We start from the raw sequence: 19,445 nt of genomic DNA on the forward strand, positions 1-19,445 counted from the left end.
GAGTGGAAAGCCCACCGGCACGCGGATCCGGCGAGCAGGTCGATGTGCGACCGCTGCTTATGCGGTCTCGAGTCCAGGTAGGTATCCGCCGGCGGTGCCGCGTACGGCGGACTCGGTGAGTTTTCTGATCTGGTCGGCGGGGACCGCGACGCCGGGGTTGGTGACGTGCCAGCGGTATTCCTCTTCCGGATCGAGGCCTTTGGGCGCCTGTCCGGCGAAGTAGGGCTGGACGTAGACCGGGGTGGTGGGTTCGCTGCGCCAACTGTCGGCGAGCGCGCCGAAATCCACTGTGTCGTAGCCCAGAGTGTCGAGCAGTGCGGCCACCTGGGCCTTGGCGACGGTGTCGTCCCCGGCGACGGGAAGGGCGCTGCGGTCGGGATCGCCTGCCGGCCGCGCCAGTTTGCCGAGGCTGAAGGACACGATGTTGTTGAACGCCTTGACCACGCGGGAGTCGGCCAGGTGCTGCTGCACCAGTTCGCTCGAGGTCAGCTCGTTGGAGTCGAGCTCTGGGATGTGGCCGTCGCGTTGCGGGTAGTAGTTCATCGTGTCGATCACGGTCTTGCCGGCCAGTGCCGCCGCCGGGAGTAAGCGGTAGCCGTTGAGCGGGATGGCAGCCACCACGAGTTCACCATCGCGCGCGGCGTCGGCCGGGGTGCCGGCGCGGGCGCGCTCGCCGAGGTCGGCGACGAGGTCGGCGAGGGTCTCAGGGCCGCGGGAGTTGCTCAGGACAACGTCCAGGCCGGCGGCAACGGCCAGGCGGGCCACCGTGGTGCCGATCATGCCGGCGCCGATCAGTCCAAGGGTTGTGGTCACTACAGCCTCTTCCGATCGAAGTAGTACTACAACCGTAGGTTAACCTACAGATGTAGGCAATGTACGCTGGCTCACGTGTCTGTGACGCAAGGCGGCCCTCCGGCCAGCGATCGGCGAGTGCGGCGTACCCATGCAGCACTGCGGGGAGCGCTGATCCGTCTCGTCGAGGATCGGGAGCTGTCGCAGATCAGCGTTGCCGACGTCGCCGAGGGAGCAGGCGTGAGCCGCTCGACCTTCTACGATCACTACCGAGACGTGCACGAACTGGCCGAGGCCGCCTGCACTGGGATGATCGACGAACTGGTCGGGGTGATGACTGCCCTTGGCGGCGACCCCGAGACCGGGGACCCCATCGAATCTCTGCAGACCTTCTTCACCGCTCTCGGCGAGCACGCCAGCCTGTACCGCAGCTTGCTCGGACCGCAGGGGAGCGCCCGCGTGATCGACCACATCCGGCGCCGCATGGCAGCCGCCGGGCTGATGAGATCGACCGGCAAGAGCGCGGCCACACCCGACGATCCGCACAACGTACCCGCAGCGTTCGTCGCGGGCGCGCTCGTCGGGGTGGCCACCGACTGGCTGCAACGCGGCTGCGCACACACACCGTCGGAAATGGCCAGACTGACCTGGCCCATTCTCTCCGACTGCCACTTCGACGCGCACGCAGCGGCACCCCCGCCCCGACCGTGACCCTCCGGTTTCGTTTGGTCGTCCTCGGCCGCGGACTGCTCGTTGGCGGAACTGGGGGTCTGAGATTGTTCTCTATCCGACGGGCCGCACCTGGCGCGGCGGTTGCCCGTCCGCAGCAGCCGTCGCCTCCACGATCGAGAACGGGGTCGGGGTGGTCACGATCCGGTCGACCACGAAACCCGCATCGGTCAGCAGCGTCGTGTACTCCTCGGCGGTCCGCTCGCGGCCGGGCACCATGCCCAGCATGGTCAGGTCGACCATCTTGATCAGATGCGGCTGGTCGCCGGGCGGAACCAGACCCTCGACCAGCAGGAGCCGGGCGCCGTCGGACGCCGAGCGGCGGATCGTCGCCAGGATCCGGCCCGCCGCGTCGTCGTCCCAGTCGTGCAGGATGAAGCTGAGAACGTAGACGTCCGCCTCCGGGACCTCGGTGAAGAAGTCGCCCGCGACGACCGCCACGCGGTCGTCCAGGCGGCGGGTGACCATCGCCGCATTCCCGGACGGGACCATCGCGGGCAGGTCGAAGAGGATGCCCTGCCGGTCCGGCCGGTGTGCGATGAGCTCGGCGAGCACCGACCCGTCCGCACCGCCCACGTCCGCGACCCGGTCGCCGGCCGGCAGCTGATACGCGTCGAACATGCCACGCCGCAGTGAGCCGGTCAGGTCCGCCATCGCCCGGGCCACCTGGCGCGCCCGGGCGGGATCCTCACCGACCCAGGCGAAGGCCGGCTTGCCGAAGTATCGGGTGGCGCCCGGCTCGCCGGTGCGTACCGTGTGCAGCAACTCGCTGAACGGCAGATAGTGGGTCTCCATCCACATCTCGGCGATGTGCGCCACCGTCTCCGGATGGGTGCGCGACAGCGTCGCCCCCAACGGTGTGGTGTGCACCAGGTCACCGGTGGTGTGGAAGATCCCGGTCGAGGCCAGCGTGCGGATCAACCGGCTGAGCGGCTCGGGGCGCGCCCCACTGCGCTCGGCGAGCTCGGTCACCGTCAGCGGCTTCTCCTCGAGCAGCGTGCAGATGTCCAGCTTTGCCACGACGTAGAGCGCCTGGGAGAGCTGGAAGCCGCCGAGCAGCTGCGACATGACGACGGCCGGAGGCGGGCCGTCCGGTGGGACAGGGTCGGACACGGTCGATGCTCCCTTCCGGAACGAGCGGTACCGGCCCATCGTCTGCCGTCCCCGTCCACAGGGCGTGGACATGTCGTAAACGGGGGCGGGGTGACGGCCGTGGCTACGCTGGCGCCCAACCCGTCCTGTTACTGACCGTGGAGGCCAGGCGTTGGAGGTTGATGTACTTGGAGCGGTCCGGGTACGCGTCGACGGCGTCGACCAGCCGACCGGCCCGCCACAGCAGCAAGCGCTGCTGGCCGCACTGGCGTTACGCCGAGGACGAGTTGTCCCGGCGCGGGAACTCGCGCAGGACGTGTGGGGCGCCGAGGCGCCGCCGAGCGCGTCGGCGATCGTCCGGAACTACGTCCACCATCTGCGCCGGATGCTGGGCACCGACGCTGTGCTCCCGGTCAAGACGGGTACGTCCCATCGGGGTTACCGGATCGGCCCGGCGGTGCTCGATCTCGACCGTTTCGAGGCCTGCGTCGAGAACTCCCGGACGGCTGAGGAGTGCGGCGACCTCGACGAAGCGGCCGCCCTTCTCCAGGCCGCTCTGGCGCTGTGGCGGGGCACTCCCCTGGCGGGGGTGCCGGGCCCGGAGGCGGAGCGTCGGCGAACCGCCCTGACCGAGCGTCACCTGATCACCGTCACCCACCGTATCGAGCTGGACGTCCGGCGTGGCAGGCACCGCGACGTGCAGCCGGAACTACAGGCGTTGGTCGAGGCGCATCCGCTCGACGAGAGCCTGCGTGCGTTGCACATGACCGTCCTCTACCGATGCGGCCGCCAAGCCGATGCCATCGACGCCTTTCAGCGGTATCGCGGCCTGGTCGACGAGGAACTCGGCATCGACCCCGGCCCCGCCCTGCGCGCCCTGTACGCGCAGATCGTCCAGGCCGACCCGAGCCTGCTGCCGCCGCGCCGCGGTCCGGAGCGGTCCCGTCCCATCCAGCTGCCCGCCGCGGTGGCCGGGTTCATCGGCCGCGCGGACGTGCTCGCGCGAGCCGATGCGCTGCTGGCGGATCCGGGACTGCTCGTCCTGATCCTGGCCGGCATGGGCGGCGTGGGCAAGACGACGACGGCCCTGCAGTGGGCCCACCACATCACCGACCGCTATCCGGACGGGCAGCTCTACGCGGATCTCCGCGGACACCGCCCGGGAGCACGAACGTCCGCGGACGTACTCGGTGAGTTTCTGCAGGCCCTCGGCGTCCGCGCGGCAGACCTCCCCGGACCGGCCGCGGCCCGGGAGGCGCTGTTCCGGACCCTCATGGCCGACCGCAGAATGATCCTGCTTCTCGACAACGCCGCCGACACCGATCAGGTCAGCGGCCTGCTCCCGGGAAACCCGCACTGCGTCGTCATCGTGACCAGCCGGTCGACGTTGTCCGCGCTTCAAGTCGGTACAGGCGCGCGACTGCTGCTCCTGGAACCGCCGGAGCACGAGGAGGCGCTCGACATGTTCGCCGCGCGTGTCGGCGACCATCGGGTACGCGCCGAGCGGGCCGCCTCTCGCGAGATCGTCGACCGCAGTGGACGCCTTCCGCTGGCCATGGCGCTGGTAGCCGCGCGCGCGGCAACCCGGCCGGCCGTTCCCCTGGCGGCGTTGGCGGCCGAGCTGCGAGAGGCGGACGCGACCCTGGACGGTTTTCGGGCCGCGGAATCGGCGGCGGACGTGCCGACGGTCCTGTCGTGGTCCTACCGGGCACTCGACGCGCCGGCTGCCGCCGCCTTCCGGCTACTCAGTTTGCACCCCGGGCCGGATCTGACGGTGCCCGCCGCCGCCGCCATGATCGGGCTCCCGATCACCCGTGCCAAAGCCGTGCTCACCGAGCTCACTGCCGCTGCGCTGCTGAGCGAACACCGGCCGGGCCGGTACGCCACCCACGACCTCGTCCGGGCCCTCGGCCGCCACCTCGCCGACGAACACGAATCCCGCGAGACGCAGGACGACGCCGTACGCCGGCTGCTCGATCACTACCTGCACATGTCGTACGCGGCGGCGAAACGCATGTTCCCGGCGACGACCCGGATCATCCCGGACCCCGCCCCGTACGGTGTGCCGCTGCCCGGCACCGGACCATCGGCGTGGTTCGACGATGAGCACCTCGTGCTGCTCGCCGTCCTCGAACCGGCAGACCGCCGAGGCTTCGAGCGGCATGCCTGGCAATTGGCCTGCCTGGTGCGCGACTACCTCAACCGGCATGGCCTGTGGCATCACCTGCAGGCATCGCAGAGCATCGCCATGGCGGCGGCCGTCCGCCTCGGCGATTCCCTCGCCGAGGCACACTGCCATGGGGGCCTCGCGCTCGTCGAAACCAACATGGGCCGCTATCCGGCAGCCTACGAGCATCTGGAACGGGCTCTCGCCCTCTTCGCCGCCGCCGGTGACCACCTCGCCGTCGCCACGACCCACCATCGGATGGCGTGGACGCTGGCCCAGCAGGAACGGCACGCGGAGGCGCTGGTGCAGGCACAGGCCGCGCTTGCGCTGTTGCCCGCCGACCCGGAACGACGGGCGACCGTGCTGAACACGATCAGCTGGCTGTCCGCGAAGATGGGTAGATTCGCCGACGCCGTCGAGCACGCCCACCAAGCGCTGGCTCTCGCCGACGACATGGGCCCCTTCGGACTCGCGGACGTGTGGGACACCCTCGGCTTCGCACAGTCCCTGGCCGACGACCACGGCGGCGCCGAGGCCAGCTACCGCCGCGCCATCGAGATCTACCGGCGCCACGGCGCCGAGTTCCGCGCCGGGGACTCCTGGCGATCGCTCGGCGACGCGCGGCGCGCCGCCCGGGACCCGGCTGGGGCGGATCAGGCCTATCGGGAGGCCATCGCCATCGCGACGACCTCCGACGATCCGCGAGCCGCCGGGCTGCTCGAGACCTGTTTGCGGCGTCTGCCCCTGCTCGACGCCGTCCCGCCGCCCGACACGGAGGGTCTCGCTGACGCACAAATGCGGACGGCCTACCGACCGCGCCCCGGCGAGCCCGCGCACGGTCTTGCCGTCAACGGCGATGACCCCAAAAGCTTTCCGGGCCGTGTAGCGCTTGAGGGGGCCCCAGGGCTCTGAACTGGTGCTGATAGGAAGTCCACTCGGTCGAATCGTCAGGTGCGCCGTGCGCTACGAGGCGTGCGCGCACGGGAGAAGACCGGCGAGTCGATGGACCTCAGGAATCTGCCCGATCGTCGAGTTTCCGATCCTCGTGGCGTTTGCCGGGAAAGATCGGGGAGGCGTCGCCGTAGCCCATGGTGATGACGTCGTCGGACGTCCTGGGCGGTCTCGTATCTGAGGAGTGCTGGCGGTACCGGTCGCGTTGAACGGCAGACCGTGCCGGTGCGCGGCCTTGACCGCCCGGGTACACGGGGCGGCGGGGGTGCCGGCCGAAGCGACCGGGCCGCCGACGCGGTCCAGCCAGAGGACAGCGGCGAGCTGCGAGCGGGCCGAATTGTGGGGGTGCAAACGAAAGCGACCCGCTCCCCGGCATGCAGCCCAGCCGGGGCAAGGCGCGGGTAGGTCTGGCGGCGGTCGCCTTCCGACCGGCTCCGCACCGCCGGCCCGGCATCCTGGGCAGTTGACTTCAGCACGTCGACGAGTGCCATCCGGGCCGGATAGCCGAGCGCGGCATGCACCCAGGCCTGCCCGTGAGTGAGTGGTGAACGTGAGCTGCCGCCCGGATCGCGGTAGATCCGCGCACGTCGAGTCGGTACGTCGTCGCGGGTCTCGCACCCCGTGGCCGTATTCCCCATTCCCCGCCTTGCGATACCGCCGTGGCGGGCGCATTCGTCTATGTTTCCTACCATCAAGCTTGTGACAGTGCCCAAGCCTTCCGTACGCGATACCGGTCGCTGGCCGGCCGAGATCTGGATTGCCGCCGCGTCCACGGCGGCCGTGTTCTTGCTGCTGCTGCTGCCGATTCGTATCCACGCCCCCGGCGACATGGAGTCCAAGAAGAGCTGTGGAAACGCGCTGTCGCTCAATTTACGCCCGTGGGCAGGCCCGTCCGACGGCGACTACTTCACGCCGGCCTTTCAGTCCTGCACCAGCCGGCGTCAGGACCGCTTCGCCGCGACGGCCGTCATCATCTCCATAAGCGTCCTGGTTCTCTCGGGAATGGCGGCTCGCCGTTGGCGACCGACGGCCGAATCTGATCGATCCGGCCCCGTGTGACCTCGGCGTGCAGGCCACCGGCCGGCATCTCGCGAGCGGAGATCAACGCAAGCCGTGATCATGCGTGGTCATGGTCGGAAACGGAGGTCCGCTCGGCCCGTACCGGTTCGAAGGGACAACGCTGGTACGCATGGACGTGGATCGCGGCCGGCTCACGGCACTACCTGCTGGTCCGCCGTCACCTCACGAGCAGCGCTTCGCTGCTGGCGGAGCAGGCAATCGAGTTGCCCTCCTGGGCTTTCGGCAACTCCGGCACGCGATTCAAGGTGTTCGGCTCGGCCGGAACAGCCCGGGACCCGTACGAGAAAATCGCCGACGTCGCGGCTTGATCAGCCGGGCCGCGGCGGGAGACCTTCAGTGCTCGCCCGCCTGCACGACGGACCCATCACTGCCCCAAAGATCATGAGCGAATGCAGCTGCTGTCGTCGGCGTGGCCGTCGCTGTGAACTGGCGTCCGTCGTGCCGTTGAGGAGCTCTGTGCGACTGGCGCTCGGGGTTGGACTGCCGCCGCTGGGGGTTGGACTGGCACCGCCCGCGGAGCGGTGCCCACGCCTCATGTCGAGCGAGGCTGGACGCCGAGATGGCCGAGGGCATCCTCGACGACGCGCGCGACGAACACCGCGTCGAGTGGCTCGCGGGAGAACCAGCGACGGTAGAACAGCGGGCCGGCGACGGCAGCGGTGACGTCAGCCGGTCCACGGTCCGTGCGGAGCTCGCCCCGAGCTCGCGCGCGTTCGGCCACCACACCGAACGGAGCCATCAGGCGGGCATGCAGATCCGCATGAAGCCCGGCCAACTCGGGCTCGCGCTCGGCGGCGTCCACGATGGAGGGCAGGACCGTCGCCCAGCGCGCACTGCGTAGCTGCTCGGCCAGTTCCTCGGTCAAAGCGGTGAGATCGCCGTCGAAGCTGCCGGTGTCGGGCACCGCGGGGGCGGACCCGATCGTCGAGCAGGCCTCCACCAGCAGCGCGGCACGCGACGGCCAGTGACGATAGATCGTGGTCTTGGCCACGCCGGAACGTCGCGACACCTCCTCGATGCTGACACCACCGATACCGCCGGCAGTCAACAGCTCGTACGTCTGAGCGAGAACCGCTGCCTTGGACCGCCGGACTCGGACGTCGACGGAGTCCCCGGATCGGGCCACGTTGTGATCTCCCTATCTCCCCAGCGCCAGAAACAGTACGCTACCGTAGCGTACTGTTTCTGAGGCCGGATGCACCGGCTTACCGAAGACAGTCGGGAGAACGCCATGAAATTCGCCTCAGTCCGCCTCGTCACCGACGACATGCCCGCTTTGGTCGCTTTCTACTCCGCGCTCACGAACACCGAGCCGGTGACCCCCTTCGGGCCCGGCGACTACGCCGAACTGCACACCGACGGCGCCATCATCGCGCTGGCCGCCGGCACTGCGGTCAACCGTTACAACAACAACGCCGCCGTAGCCGCCGCCAACCGGTCCGCGATCCTCGAATTCGAGGTCGACGACGTCGATGCCGAACGGGCCCGCCTCGGCGACCAGATCACCGACTTCGTCCAGGAACCCACCACCCAGCCGTGGGGCAACCGGTCCATGCTCTTCCGCGATCCCGACGGCAACCTCATCAACCTCTACTCCACCGGCCACTGAACGACCCCGGACAGATGAAAATCAACGGCAACACCACCTTCGTCGCCGGCGCCGCCTCCGGCATCGGACTCGGCCGCCGTACGGCTGTGAAAAGCTCACCGGGCGCTGAACGCGTGGTGTCGCCGAGAACGTCGGCCGACATGCCCCCGACGGCATAGCGATGACAACGCTGGTTCCAGTCCGTCAGTCACGAATCGCTGCAGTGCGGCCGTCGGCCACGTGCGCAGTCCTGCACCGCGCCTGATGGGCTACAGCCGCTGGCCCGGCCGGCATCAAGAGCCCGGCGAGGCCCTGGCCGCTGCGGGAGGATGGGTGCCGGTAACTAACGTGTCACCGGACGCCGGGCCCGGCGCGGGGAGGGCCGGCGCCCGGGGCTCGGCGGTGTCGCGGCCGAGGCGGGTGAGGAGGACCCGCATGGCGGCGAGCGCGCGGCGGGCCGAGGTGACGACCGCTGTGAGGTCGTCCCGCTCGGCGGCGGACTGGATCGCGGCGACGTGCTTCAGGACGACGTCGCGCAGGCCGGCCGCGAAACGGTAACGCTCGTCCCGGGCCAGCTCGGCGGATCGGACCCGCACTGCCTCGATCGCGCCGTCGTCGCGGGCGCGCCGCCGCTTGCGGCGCCACGCCGCGTACCCGGTCAACCAGATCAGGAACATGGGCGGGAAAAGAAGGGTGGCAGCCATCAAGGCGACGACACCGCCGACCATGGCCTGCTGCGTCCACTGGTCGGCTCCGGCCTCGCCAGTGAACGCCGGGTCCAGCTCGACCAACACCATGAGGACCGCGCCCGACCAGACCGCCGCTGCCACGGCGCCGAGCCAGGTCAACGCCGGCGGCCGTCCCCACGAGCCCAACACGTACACCGCCTGCAGTTCGACCATCAGCAGGCACGCGAACTGCCCGGAGCTCTCGGCGGGCGCCAAGTCGGTCACGATCAGCAGCGGGCCGAGCCACGAGGTCAGCGCAACCATCGCGAAGGCCGGCCAGGGGTGGCGTCGGCGCAGGAGCAATGGCGCAGCGTGCGCGAGCAGGGCGAGAAACGTCGGCGTCACGGCGGCGGGGGGAAACTCGGATACCAGTGCGGCAGAAAGGACAAGTGGCCCCGCAAAGGGGATGAGCAGCCGGCCGACACCGCGGGAGACCGAGGACCAGGTCGGTACCGCGAGCCGCCACCGCAGCTTCGCCCGGACCGCCGCGTCCGTCGGTGTGCTGCCGGAGAAGGGGAGGACCGCGTGGACCCGCCAACCGCCGTCGGGCCGCGGGCCGGCCTCCAGCCGTCCGCCAAGGATCTGCGCCCGCTCCCGCATGCCCTGCACCCCTCGGCCACTGCCGAGACCAGTCCTCGCCGACGTGTCCGGATCCCCGCCGTCGTCCTCGACTGTCAGCTCTGCCTCGCTCCCGGCGTACGAGAAACGCAGCCGCACCGTGCCGCCCGGCGCGTAGCGCAGGATGTTGGTGAGCGCCTCCCGGGCGATGCCGTATGCAGCCGCGGCCGGCGCGGCCTGCGGGGCTGTGGCCGGCAGGTCCGCGATGACCGGCTGGCCGAGTTGGCGGAAATCGTCCACCAGGGTGGCCAGGTCGGTCGTCGGCGCGTCCGGCCAACCCTCGAAGGGGAGCGTGTCGACAAGCCTGTTCAGCGCCGTATGGGCGTCGCGGCTGGTGCTGGTGGCGAGCTTGAGTGCCTGGTCGCGCAAGTCCGGACGCTCCGCCCCAAGCACTTCCGCGGCCGACGCGTTGATCACGATGGAGGTCAAGTAGTGGGCGGCCTCGTCGTGCAGTTCGCGGACCAGCCGGCGCCGCTCGATCGACACCGCCTCGCTGCCGGCCTGCCAAGCCTGAGCGACCTGTTCCGCTGTCGCCGACCGGTCCCGCCTCCAGTAGCGCGGGTGAGACCCGGCTGCGGCGGTGTGCTCCCGCATCCGGCGGGCTCGGCGGTACCCGAGCGCCGCGGCCAGACTGCAGACGCCGGCTGCGAGCAGCGGCGTCACCACGACATTGCCGCCGAAGCCCTCCATGACACCGGTTTCGACGGCCTCGAACGTCAGCACGCCGACAATGACCAGCGCCGTCGTGCGACGCGTGTGGTACGCGCCGACGTGGAAAAGCGCCACGATCATGGCGACGATGGCTGGCATCAGCGCGTCGCCAGGCTCGAGCAGGTGGGGCTCTTTCGGCAGGATCCAGAAGCCGGCGGAGAACAACACCTCCAGCGCGAGGGCTACGAGCGCCGGTCGGCGGTGCCGCCAGCCCAGCAGCATCGCCGTCACCAGAGCAACGACGCCCGCCACGCCCGCCCACTCCGGCGCCAACGCCGCGCCTCGGAGCAGCGGTAACCCCGGCCACCACGCGATCTGAAGCAAAGCGATCAGGGTGGGCAACAGCCACGTCCTCCAGCGCCCCACAACGCGACACTGCCATCGACAGCGGGGAACCGTGACCGATTCCTCAATCCTCATTTGGCTGTGAGATCGGACGGAGCGCTGCGTTCGCGGTCCGCCGAGGCGCTCACCCCTGCCGGGAGCCTCTGCGCGGTCCGCCGTGGCGGGCGGCGCCGTCGTGGCGGGCGGTGGTGTTCCGTTCTGGGTGTGGGCGGCTCGGCGCTGCTGTTGCGGCGGCCGGAAGCCGGGGGCGTCCGGCGGAAGCGTCAGCGTGGCAGCTGCGGCAGGGTGAACCAGAAGCGGCTGCCTCCGCCTGGGTTCTCGTCGACGCCGATCTGGCCACCGTGCCGTTCGATGATCCGCCGGCAGATGGCCAGGCCCAGGCCCGTGCCGGGGTAGCCGCCGCTGTTCGCGGAACGGTGGAACGCGTCGAACACCTTCGGTCGGTCGGCCACGGGGATGCCGATACCACGGTCGGCGACCACGATCCGGACCGTGCCGCCGGAACAAGCCTCGGCGGTGACCTCGACTTCGGCTCGGCAGCCGGCTGGCGTGTACTTGACGGCGTTGCCGATCAGATTGTCGATCACATGGCGCAGCAGCTTGGGGTCGGCCAGCACCGTCGGCAACGGGCCGCCCGCCGTCACCCGGGATCCGCCGGCCGGGGCGAGTCGCTCGGCGGTCACGTCGGCCACCATCTCGTTCAGCGGCACCGGGCGCAGGTTGAGGGCTGACTGGTCCGCGGTGGCGTGCTGGAGGAGGTCCTCCACCAGCCGGTTGATCCGGTGCAACGCGCGCTCCACCGTGCGGAGGTCCTGGCTGCCCTGGTCGCCGAGCGCCCCGGCGTAGTCCTGCCGGAGCATCTCGAGATGCGCTGTCGCGGCGGCCAGCGGCGACCTTAGGTCGTGGCTGGCCATGGTCATGAATCCGCGCAACTCGGACTCGCGGCGGCGCAACCGCCGCTCGATCGCCAGGCGCCGCATGGCCCACCGGTACGCGAGGGCGGCGGTCAGCAGTGCCACTGCCGTCGCGGCCACAACCTCGCCGCCGACCACGTGGGGCACCGGTGATCGGGGAGACATTGCGGCGAGCCCGAACAGGGTGATGCCGACGCCGGCGAGCAGGCGAAGGGGCGGAGGCCCGCTCCCGTCGGCGATTGGCGATTCCGCGGCGGTCTGCAGGCGTACGTCCGACATCTCGGCTCCTTCATGGCGTGGACACCCTACGAACTGCGCATATCGTGCGTGTTCGGAAGCTGTCGAGTCGCCCACCTGGAGCGGTGTCCGTCGGGTACCGCGGGAGTGTCGTCCAGGCGGCGGCAAGGACCGAGGGATACCGCTGTGGTTGTACAGCGGCTGGCGCATGCGGCGTGATCACGCCACGCAGTGAGGGGTTAACCGGTAATAATTCTTATATGTCGTGTTTCGCGGCGGTGGACCGGAGCCGACGATGAGCATCCGCATCGTCCTCGCCGAGGATCAGTTGCTGATCCGGGCGGGCATCGCCATGCTCCTGTCCGCCCAGCCCGACCTGGAGGTGGTCGGCGAGGCGGGCGACGGCCTCCAGGCCGTGGACCTGGCCCGCGAGTTGCAGCCCGACATCGTCGTCATGGATCTGGGCATGCCCCGCCTGGACGGGGTGGCGGCCACCCGGCAACTGACCGCCGACGACTTCGCGGCCGAGGCCCGCCACACCGTCAGGGTCCTGGTGCTCACCAACCTCAGCGACGATACTCAGGTGTATGCCGCGTTGCGGGCCGGGGCGTCCGGCTACCTGCTCAAGGACGGTGCCCCGACGGATCTCGCCACCGCGATCCGCGAGGTGTGCGGCGGCAACGCCTACCTCGACCCGGCCGTCACGCGCGGCATCATCCTCGACATCGCCAACCGGCCCGGCCCCGTACGCCCAGTGTCTGCTGTGCTGGACCGGCTGACCCGGCGCGAACGGGAAATCCTCGAACTGATGGCGCTCGGCCTCACCAACCGGGACATCGCCACGCGGCTGTTCCTCGCCGAGGCGACGGTGAAGACCCACGTCTGCCGCGTGATCATGAAGCTGGAGGTCCAGGACCGTACCCAGGCCGTGGTGGCGGCCTACCGGAGCGGCTTCGCAGGAACGGGAGACGCGCGCTCAGATTGAGCGCTCACTCGCGGGCGGGGGACCTGCCCCATTCTTTTTGGTGGCGTACGTGGCTCTGCGCTCGAAGCCGTTACGCCGACCCCTGCCGCCGGAGCTTCTCGACTTCCTTGGTGTAGGTGTAAAAGTGCAGTCTCGCCGCTACCTGTGGACGCGGCTCGCACCACGATCAGCGTACGGGGTCCGGGCCGGTCCGGGAGGCGGTCCGCGCCGCCGGGCGGCCGGCCGCCTCGTCGGTCAGCGCGGCCAGCAGGGCGAGCGCGTCGGCGGTCGGCGAGCCCGGCGCCGCCCGGTAGACGACCAGCAACTGCCGGTCGGCGTCGGTGACCGCGAACTTCTCGTAGTGCAGCTCAAGGTCGCCCACGATCGGGTGGCGCATGTGGTGGATGCCGCCGCCCGGGTGCGGCTTGGCGTCGTGCCGCGACCACAGTCGCCTGAACACGTCGCTCTTGATCGACAACTCGCCGACCAGGTCGGTCAGGCGGGGGTCGTCGGCGTCCGGGCCGGCCGCCGCCCGCAGCGCGGCGATCAGGCTGCCGATCCGGCCCTGCCAGCCGGGCAGGAACTCCTGCGCCTCCGGATCGAGCAATACCGTACGCAGAACGTTGCCGCCCGGGGCGAAGACCGGCGACAACGCCACGGCCAGCCGGTTGGCCGCCAGGACGTCCTGGAACGGACCCTGGACGTACGCGGGAGTGCCGGGCCATGCGTCGAGCAGGAGTTGCACGCCCGGCCGGACCCGCGACGGGTGCCGCCGTCGAGGCGCCTCCGGGGCGCCGAGCGCGTGCAGGTGTGCGGTGGCGTCCTCGTCGAGGCCGAGCGCCCGGGCGACCGCGTCCAGCACCTGGGCGGAGGGGCGCCGGTCGCGGCCCTGCTCGAGCCGGGTGTAGTACTCGGTGCTGATCCCGGCCAGCATGGCCAGCTCGTCGCGCCGCAGCCCCGGCACCCGCCGGTGGCCGTTGTCGAGCAATCCGACATCCTCGGGCCGGATCAGCTCGCGCCGGGCCCGCAGGTATTCGCCGATCAGGTTCACCTCTACGACGATAGGTCGGGGCGGCCCGGTGCCGGGTAGCCCTGGTGGCACCCCTCTCGGCGGGAGTCTGGCTGGTGCGGCGGGCCAGCCCGCAGGCTACCGCAATGACTTCACGAAACTGGCTCATCACCGGCGTCACCAGCGGCTTCGGCCGGCACCTCAGCGAGCAACTGCTGTCTCGGGGCGACCGGGTGGCCGGCACCTTCCGAACCGCGGCCGGCGTGGACGAGATCTCCGCGAGCTGGCCGGACACGTTCCACCCGGCTCGCCTCGACGTCACCGACCCGGCCGGGATCGTGACCGTGGTCGACCGGGCGTTCGCCGCGCTGGGCCGGATCGACGTGGTGGTCAGCAACGCCGGCTACGGCCTGATGGGCGCCGCCGAGGAGCTCTCCGACGAGCAGATCGTGCACCAGATCGCGACCAACCTGACCGGGTCGATCCGGTTCATCCGGGCGACGCTGCCGCACCTGCGCCGGCAGGGCGGAGGCCGGATCCTGCAGCTGTCGTCGGTCGGCGGGCAGGCGGCGTGGCCGGGGGGCTCGCTCTACCACGCCACGAAGTGGGGCATCGAGGGCTTCGCCGACGCGCTGGCCGGGGAGGTCGCCCCGTTCGGGATCGGGGTCACGATCGTCGAGCCGGGTGGCGCCCGCACGAACTTCCGCTACGGCGGCTCGGTGCTGGCCGAGCGAATCGAGGCGTACGACGCTACGCCGGCAGCGCACATTCGGCGGATCCTCACCGAGCGCACGACGCAGGGCATCGGCGACCCGGCCCGGATGGCCGCCGCGATGATCGACAGTGCCGACCGGGAGCCGGCGCCCCGGCGGCTGGTCCTGGGCAGCGACGCCTACCAGGGCATCGAGACGGCTCTGGCGGCCCGCCTGGCCGACATCCGGGCCCAGCGCGAGTCGGCCGCCGCGACCGACGCGCCGCTGCCCGGAACGGCCACCGGCGGCGTGGCCGAACTGCGCACCGCCCCGACGCGGCTCTAGGCGGTGGGGTGGTGCCGGGCATCCAGGGTCAGCGCAGGAGTCGTTGCCGAAGGAGCACCTGGACAGCTACCGTGTCCGGTCGCGTGCAGCGGCCGGACACGGTAGCTGTCAGGACTTCAGGACGACCTTCTCGCAGTTGTCCTCCTTGTTCTTGAACAGCTCGAAGCCACGCTCGGCCTCGTCGAGCGGCAGCCGATGGGTGATGATCCGGGTCGGGTCGATCTCGCCGCGTTCGATACGCTCCAGCAGCGGCCTCATGTAGCGCTGCACGTGGCACTGCCCGGTGCGCAGGGTCAGCGACCGGTTCATCCAAGCACCGGCCGGGAACTTGTCCAGCAGGCCACCGTAGACGCCGATCACCGAGACCACGCCGCCGCTGCGACACGACATGATCGCCTGGCGCAGCGCGTGCGGGCGCTCGGTCTCCGACCGTACGGCCTGCTTGACCCGGTCGTACGCGGCGATGTGCGCGCTGCCGTGGGTGGCTTCCAGCCCGACCGCGTCGATGCACTTGTCCGGTCCCCGGCCGCCGGTCAGCTCAAGGAGCCGCGAGCGCACATCGACCTCGTCGAAGTTCACCGGGATGTGGCCGGCCTGTTCGGCCATCCGCAGCCGGTACGGCTCCTTGTCGATGGCGATCACCTTTGCGGCGCCGAGCACCCGGGCACTGTCCATCGCGAACTGCCCGACCGGGCCGGCGCCCCACACCGCCACCACGTCGCTGGGCTGGATGTCGCACATCTCGGCGCCCATGTAGCCGGTGGGCAAGATGTCGGACAGGAACAGCACCTGCTCGTCGGTCAGATCGGACTCGATCTTCAGCGGGCCGACGTCGGCGAACGGCACCCGCGCGTACTGCGCCTGACCGCCGGCGAAACCACCGGTCAGGTGCGAGTAGCCGAAGATCCCCGCGACCGGGTGGCCGAACATCTTTTCCGCGATCCCCGCGTTGGGGTTGGTGTTCTCACAGCACGAGTACAACTCTTTGGCGCAGGCCGCACACGCGCCGCAGGCGATCGGGAACGGCACGACCACCCGGTCGCCGACCCGCAGCTTGTCGCCGGGCACCCTCGAGCCGACCTCGATCACCTCCCCCATGAACTCATGGCCCATGACGTCGCCGTCCTGCATCGTGGGGACGTATCCGTCGACCAGGTGCAGGTCCGAGCCGCAGATCGCGGTGGACGTGATCCGTACGATGGCGTCGCGGCTGTTCAGGATCTTCGGGTCCGGCACGTCGCGGACCTCGACCTTGTTGCGCCCAGCCCAGGTGTTCGCCCTCATGCCTCGGGTCCCTTCTCGAACTCGGCGTCCGACAGCGGTTGCGCCGGGCGCTGCGGGAATTCCTTGCGGGCCCGCTTGCCCCACGGGGCGCCGTCGGACCGGACCACCTCGCCGGTCTCCAGCACCTGCTTGAACCGGCGCAGGTCGTCGTCGAGCTGCTGATGCGGCTCCTCACCGAAGTACTTCGCGACCGCCTTACCGATCGCGCCGCCCGGGATGTCGTACACCAGGGAGACGTAGACCTCGGTGCTAACCCCGTCGGGGGCCGGTACGAAGGAGACCGTGCCGGCGTTGGGCACGTCGGCGTCGCCGGTCGAGCGCCACGCGATCCTCTCGCCGGGCGTCTCGTCGGTGATCTCGGCGTCCCATTCGACGTCCTTGCCGAACGGGGCGGTGGCGGTCCAGTGGCTGGTCCGGTCACCGGTGGTGCGGACCTCCTCCAGGTGCGCCATGAACGTCGGCAGGTTCGCCAGGTCGCGCCAGAACGCGTACACCTCCGACGCGGGTTTGCGGACAGTCGCCGTGGCCGTCAGGTCCATGTGTCCTCCTCTGCGGCCGGAGCCGCTCCGTTGTGCCCGGGTGGCTTGCACGGCGGTCAGCAGATCCAGCGCGGTGATGCCGACGATGGCACCGGTGACAGCGATCAGCCGCCGCCGACGCCGCCCGTCACGATGGGCGATAGCCAGCCCGAGCGAGGTCAGATCCATCGCGTCGCCCATGACCCGGGTCCACGCCCAGATACCTTTGCGACGGCTGGCCAGGAGTCCGGCTGCGTGGACCAGTTCTCGCACACCGACCAGGGGCACCATCGTCCGAGATGTACGCGAGTCGTCCACCCCGCTGATCCGGCGCACCGCGTCGGGCGCCGCGAGCTGGGCGACACCCAGACCGAGGCTCATCCACCCGAGTTCCCGGCCCCGCCGCTGCACTTCGTCGTCCCGTGCTTGCACTTCCTCCCGGGATGCGAGTTGCGTCATGGCAACCTCCGTGTCATGAGGACCGGTCCTGCGTGCCGATACACAGTGACCTCGGTCGCCTGCGGCGCACGGCTACCCGATGCGATTTCGGCTAAACCGGCATTCGACAGCTACGGTGAAATTCGGCCCCGGCCCCGGCGGCCATCCCGACAGCACCTGCCAGACGAGGCCCCATGGCCGACGAGGAGGAGCGATGCGGCTGACCACCCTGCGCCACCCGTGGCGGGCGGCGCTGGCCCGATGGGGCCGCATCCCGGGGATCCGGACCGCGAAGGTCACGCTGGCCGCCGTACTGGCGTACGTCATCGCCGATCTGCTCAACACCACCGCGTCACCGATCCTCGCGCCGCTGACCGCGATCCTCGTGGTGCAGGTGACCGTGTACCAGACGGTCACCGAAGGACTCCAGCGTGTCCTGAGCGTGCTGGCCGGCGTCCTGGTCGCGGTCGGGCTCGCCACCGTCGCCGGGCTGAGCTGGTGGAGCCTCGGGGTCGTGGTGGGCGCGAGTCTCGTGCTCGGGCAGCTTATCCGCCTGGGGCCGCACACGCTGGAGGTGCCGATCAGCGCGATGCTCATCCTCGCCGTCGGCGGCGGCGCGGCACCGCAGGCGGCGACCGGGCGGGTGTACGAGACGCTCATCGGCACGGCGACCGGCATCGTGGTGAACTTCGCGATCGTCCCCCCGGTGCACGTGGGATCCGCCGGCTCGGCGGTTGCCGGCCTGGCCACCCGGCTGGGGGACTTCCTGCGCTCGCTGGCTGCCCAGTTGCGCACCGGGTGGTCGCGCCAGGCCGCGGAGGACTGGCTCACGGCGGCCCGGGGCCTGAGCGCAACGGTCCTGGAGGCCGACCATTCGCTGGTCCGGGCCGAGCAGAGCGCCGTGCTGAACCCGCACGGCGGGGAGGTCCGGGTGGCTCAGCCCCGCCTGCGCACGGCCCTCACCGCGATCGAGTACTGCACCATCGTCGTCCGCACCCTGTGCCGGGAGATCTTCGACCGGACTTTCTATCTACCGCCGGAGCTCGAGGCGGAGGCCTACTCCGCACCCGCCCGCGTCGCCCTGGCCGATACGCTGGACGCCGCCGCCGCGGCCCTCGACGGCGTAGCCGCTGTCGCCCGGGGCGCCGAGCCGGTCGACACCACTCGCGCCCGGGTGCTCGCTCAGCTGGACGAGTTGTACCAGCGACGGGAAATTCTGGGCCGCCTCTTGCTGGTGGACCCGCAGGCCGACGCCGCCGCCTGGCAGCAACACGGCGCGTTGCTCACCGCGGTGGACCGGCTGCGGGTCGAGATCGAGGCGGCCGTACGCCCGGCCGCCCAGCCGTGGCGCCCGCCGTCGCTGACCGAGGGACCGCGACGCGCGGCCCAGCGCGTCGTGGGCGCCGCCGAGCAGACCCTTCCACTGGTCACCGACCGTTCCCGCCAGGCGGTACGGCGGATGATGGACGCCGCGGCGGAGCATCTGGCCGGCCCCGGCCCTCGTACGGCGCCTCCTGGCCGGCCGGGCCGCGGCACCGAGCCACCGGTCGAGGCGGAAGACCCGGCGACGCCTCCGCCGCGACCGGGCACCATCGAGCCGTGACCTCGGGCGGTCGGCGGCCCGATGACACCCGGCCTCAGGTCTGTCCGTCAAGCTGTCGTGTTCCAGCAGTGCCTCACCGAAAGCACGGGGCGACCTCGACGAGGCGCGGTCCACCATCGCCCGGCACTTCTCTACCACCTTCGTCGACGCACTCACCGGGGCAGCGTGCTCCAGGAGCCTGCGGGCGACTCGTCGTCGGCTGGTTCGCCGAGCAGAACGGCGGTGCGGCTGCCCAGCGCGATGGTGAAGCCGGCAATCAGATAGATCGCGCCCAAAGCCACCGGTGTACCAGGGAACGCCCTCGGTGTGGTTGCGTACGCTGACGAGCGCGGCCAGCGCGAACGTGCCCATGCCGGCGGCCATCACCCGCGTGGATCGGTACTGGTGGGCGCCCGGGAGCGACATGAGCATGCGGTCGAGGGCAGCCGCGACGATCTCCGGCAGCACGGTGACCAGGAACGCCGCGCGGTCGTCGGGTGTGAGGCGGACCAGCACGAACTGCCACGCGGTGGCGAGGAACGCACCCGCGACGGTGATGACGTCGACGGCGTACGTGGCCCGAGCCGGCCGGTGGCCGAACGGCGCCGCCGCGAGCAGTCTCGAAGCGAGTCCCACACCCCGCTGATCAGCACGGATCTCT

At 70.6% G+C, this 19,445-nt stretch carries 16 protein-coding genes; 7 read left to right on the forward strand and 9 right to left on the reverse strand.

What is annotated here, in order from left to right:
* Positions 1 to 57: 57 nt before the first annotated feature.
* Positions 58 to 813 carry an NADPH-dependent F420 reductase gene (locus tag C8E87_RS03150; RefSeq protein ID WP_133871685.1) on the reverse strand — a complete coding sequence of 252 codons (756 nt, stop codon included), beginning with the start codon at positions 811 to 813 and terminating at the stop codon, positions 58 to 60.
* Positions 814 to 888: 75 nt separating this feature from the next.
* Here C8E87_RS03150 and C8E87_RS03155 point away from each other — a divergent pair, with 75 nt between their 5' ends.
* Entirely contained in the window at positions 889 to 1,503 is a 615-nt protein-coding gene (locus tag C8E87_RS03155; RefSeq protein WP_203720794.1) for a TetR/AcrR family transcriptional regulator, read from the forward strand.
* Between the two features lie 72 nt (positions 1,504 to 1,575).
* Here C8E87_RS03155 and C8E87_RS03160 read toward each other — a convergent pair whose 3' ends face one another.
* Positions 1,576 to 2,634, reverse strand: a complete 1,059-nt coding sequence (locus C8E87_RS03160; RefSeq protein ID WP_166661049.1) for a methyltransferase — start codon at positions 2,632 to 2,634, stop codon at positions 1,576 to 1,578.
* Between the two features lie 151 nt (positions 2,635 to 2,785).
* Between C8E87_RS03160 and C8E87_RS03165 the strand changes: the two genes are divergently transcribed.
* Complete coding sequence (locus C8E87_RS03165; RefSeq protein ID WP_133871687.1) at positions 2,786 to 5,692, forward strand: AfsR/SARP family transcriptional regulator; 2,907 nt, start codon at positions 2,786 to 2,788, stop codon at positions 5,690 to 5,692.
* A 738-nt stretch (positions 5,693 to 6,430) separates the two neighbouring features.
* Entirely contained in the window at positions 6,431 to 6,790 is a 360-nt protein-coding gene (locus tag C8E87_RS03175; protein ID WP_133871688.1) for a hypothetical protein, read from the forward strand.
* Positions 6,791 to 7,343: 553 nt separating this feature from the next.
* Here C8E87_RS03175 and C8E87_RS03185 read toward each other — a convergent pair.
* A complete protein-coding gene (locus tag C8E87_RS03185) occupies positions 7,344 to 7,937 on the reverse strand; it encodes a TetR/AcrR family transcriptional regulator (protein ID WP_133871689.1) in 594 nt (197 codons plus the stop codon).
* Positions 7,938 to 8,042: 105 nt separating this feature from the next.
* On the opposite strand from C8E87_RS03185, the gene C8E87_RS03190 reads away from it, so the two are divergent.
* Positions 8,043 to 8,420, forward strand: coding sequence for a VOC family protein (locus C8E87_RS03190; RefSeq protein ID WP_133871690.1), 378 nt, complete (start codon positions 8,043 to 8,045; stop codon positions 8,418 to 8,420).
* A 272-nt stretch (positions 8,421 to 8,692) separates the two neighbouring features.
* Here the strand turns inward: C8E87_RS03190 and C8E87_RS03195 are convergent, their stop codons facing one another.
* Both C8E87_RS03195 and C8E87_RS03200 read right to left on the reverse strand, forming a co-directional pair.
* Positions 8,693 to 10,798 carry a sensor histidine kinase gene (locus C8E87_RS03195; protein WP_166661050.1) on the reverse strand — a complete coding sequence of 702 codons (2,106 nt, stop codon included), beginning with the start codon at positions 10,796 to 10,798 and terminating at the stop codon, positions 8,693 to 8,695.
* 266 nt (positions 10,799 to 11,064) lie between these two features.
* On the reverse strand, positions 11,065 to 11,994 hold the full coding sequence (locus C8E87_RS03200) for a sensor histidine kinase (RefSeq protein WP_166661051.1): 930 nt from the start codon (positions 11,992 to 11,994) through the stop codon (positions 11,065 to 11,067).
* 253 nt (positions 11,995 to 12,247) lie between these two features.
* On the opposite strand from C8E87_RS03200, the gene C8E87_RS03205 reads away from it, so the two are divergent.
* Positions 12,248 to 12,937 (forward strand): response regulator, encoded by a 690-nt coding sequence (locus C8E87_RS03205; RefSeq protein WP_133871693.1) that lies wholly within the window; start codon positions 12,248 to 12,250, stop codon positions 12,935 to 12,937.
* 166 nt (positions 12,938 to 13,103) lie between these two features.
* Here C8E87_RS03205 and C8E87_RS03210 read toward each other — a convergent pair whose 3' ends face one another.
* Positions 13,104 to 13,967: a helix-turn-helix domain-containing protein gene (locus C8E87_RS03210; protein WP_133871694.1), complete on the reverse strand. Its 864-nt coding sequence runs from the start codon at positions 13,965 to 13,967 to the stop codon at positions 13,104 to 13,106.
* A 104-nt stretch (positions 13,968 to 14,071) separates the two neighbouring features.
* On the opposite strand from C8E87_RS03210, the gene C8E87_RS03215 reads away from it, so the two are divergent.
* Complete coding sequence (locus tag C8E87_RS03215; protein ID WP_133871695.1) at positions 14,072 to 14,962, forward strand: SDR family oxidoreductase; 891 nt, start codon at positions 14,072 to 14,074, stop codon at positions 14,960 to 14,962.
* Between the two features lie 108 nt (positions 14,963 to 15,070).
* On the opposite strand, the gene C8E87_RS03220 is transcribed toward C8E87_RS03215, so the two are convergent.
* Both C8E87_RS03220 and C8E87_RS45220 read right to left on the reverse strand, forming a co-directional pair.
* Positions 15,071 to 16,246 carry a zinc-dependent alcohol dehydrogenase gene (locus C8E87_RS03220; RefSeq protein ID WP_133871696.1) on the reverse strand — a complete coding sequence of 392 codons (1,176 nt, stop codon included), beginning with the start codon at positions 16,244 to 16,246 and terminating at the stop codon, positions 15,071 to 15,073.
* Positions 16,243 to 17,223, reverse strand: a complete 981-nt coding sequence (locus tag C8E87_RS45220; protein ID WP_133871697.1) for an SRPBCC family protein — start codon at positions 17,221 to 17,223, stop codon at positions 16,243 to 16,245. Before C8E87_RS45220 ends, C8E87_RS03220 begins: the two co-directional genes overlap by 4 nt.
* A gap of 193 nt (positions 17,224 to 17,416) precedes the next feature.
* Here C8E87_RS45220 and C8E87_RS03230 point away from each other — a divergent pair, with 193 nt between their 5' ends.
* Positions 17,417 to 18,805, forward strand: coding sequence for an aromatic acid exporter family protein (locus C8E87_RS03230; RefSeq protein WP_166661052.1), 1,389 nt, complete (start codon positions 17,417 to 17,419; stop codon positions 18,803 to 18,805).
* Between the two features lie 152 nt (positions 18,806 to 18,957).
* On the opposite strand, the gene C8E87_RS46255 is transcribed toward C8E87_RS03230, so the two are convergent.
* Complete coding sequence (locus C8E87_RS46255; RefSeq protein ID WP_275409114.1) at positions 18,958 to 19,086, reverse strand: hypothetical protein; 129 nt, start codon at positions 19,084 to 19,086, stop codon at positions 18,958 to 18,960.
* Positions 19,087 to 19,445 lie beyond the last annotated feature (359 nt).

The sequence above is a fragment of the Paractinoplanes brasiliensis genome (assembly GCF_004362215.1).
In the GTDB taxonomy this organism is placed as follows: Bacteria; Actinomycetota; Actinomycetes; order Mycobacteriales; family Micromonosporaceae; genus Actinoplanes; species Actinoplanes brasiliensis.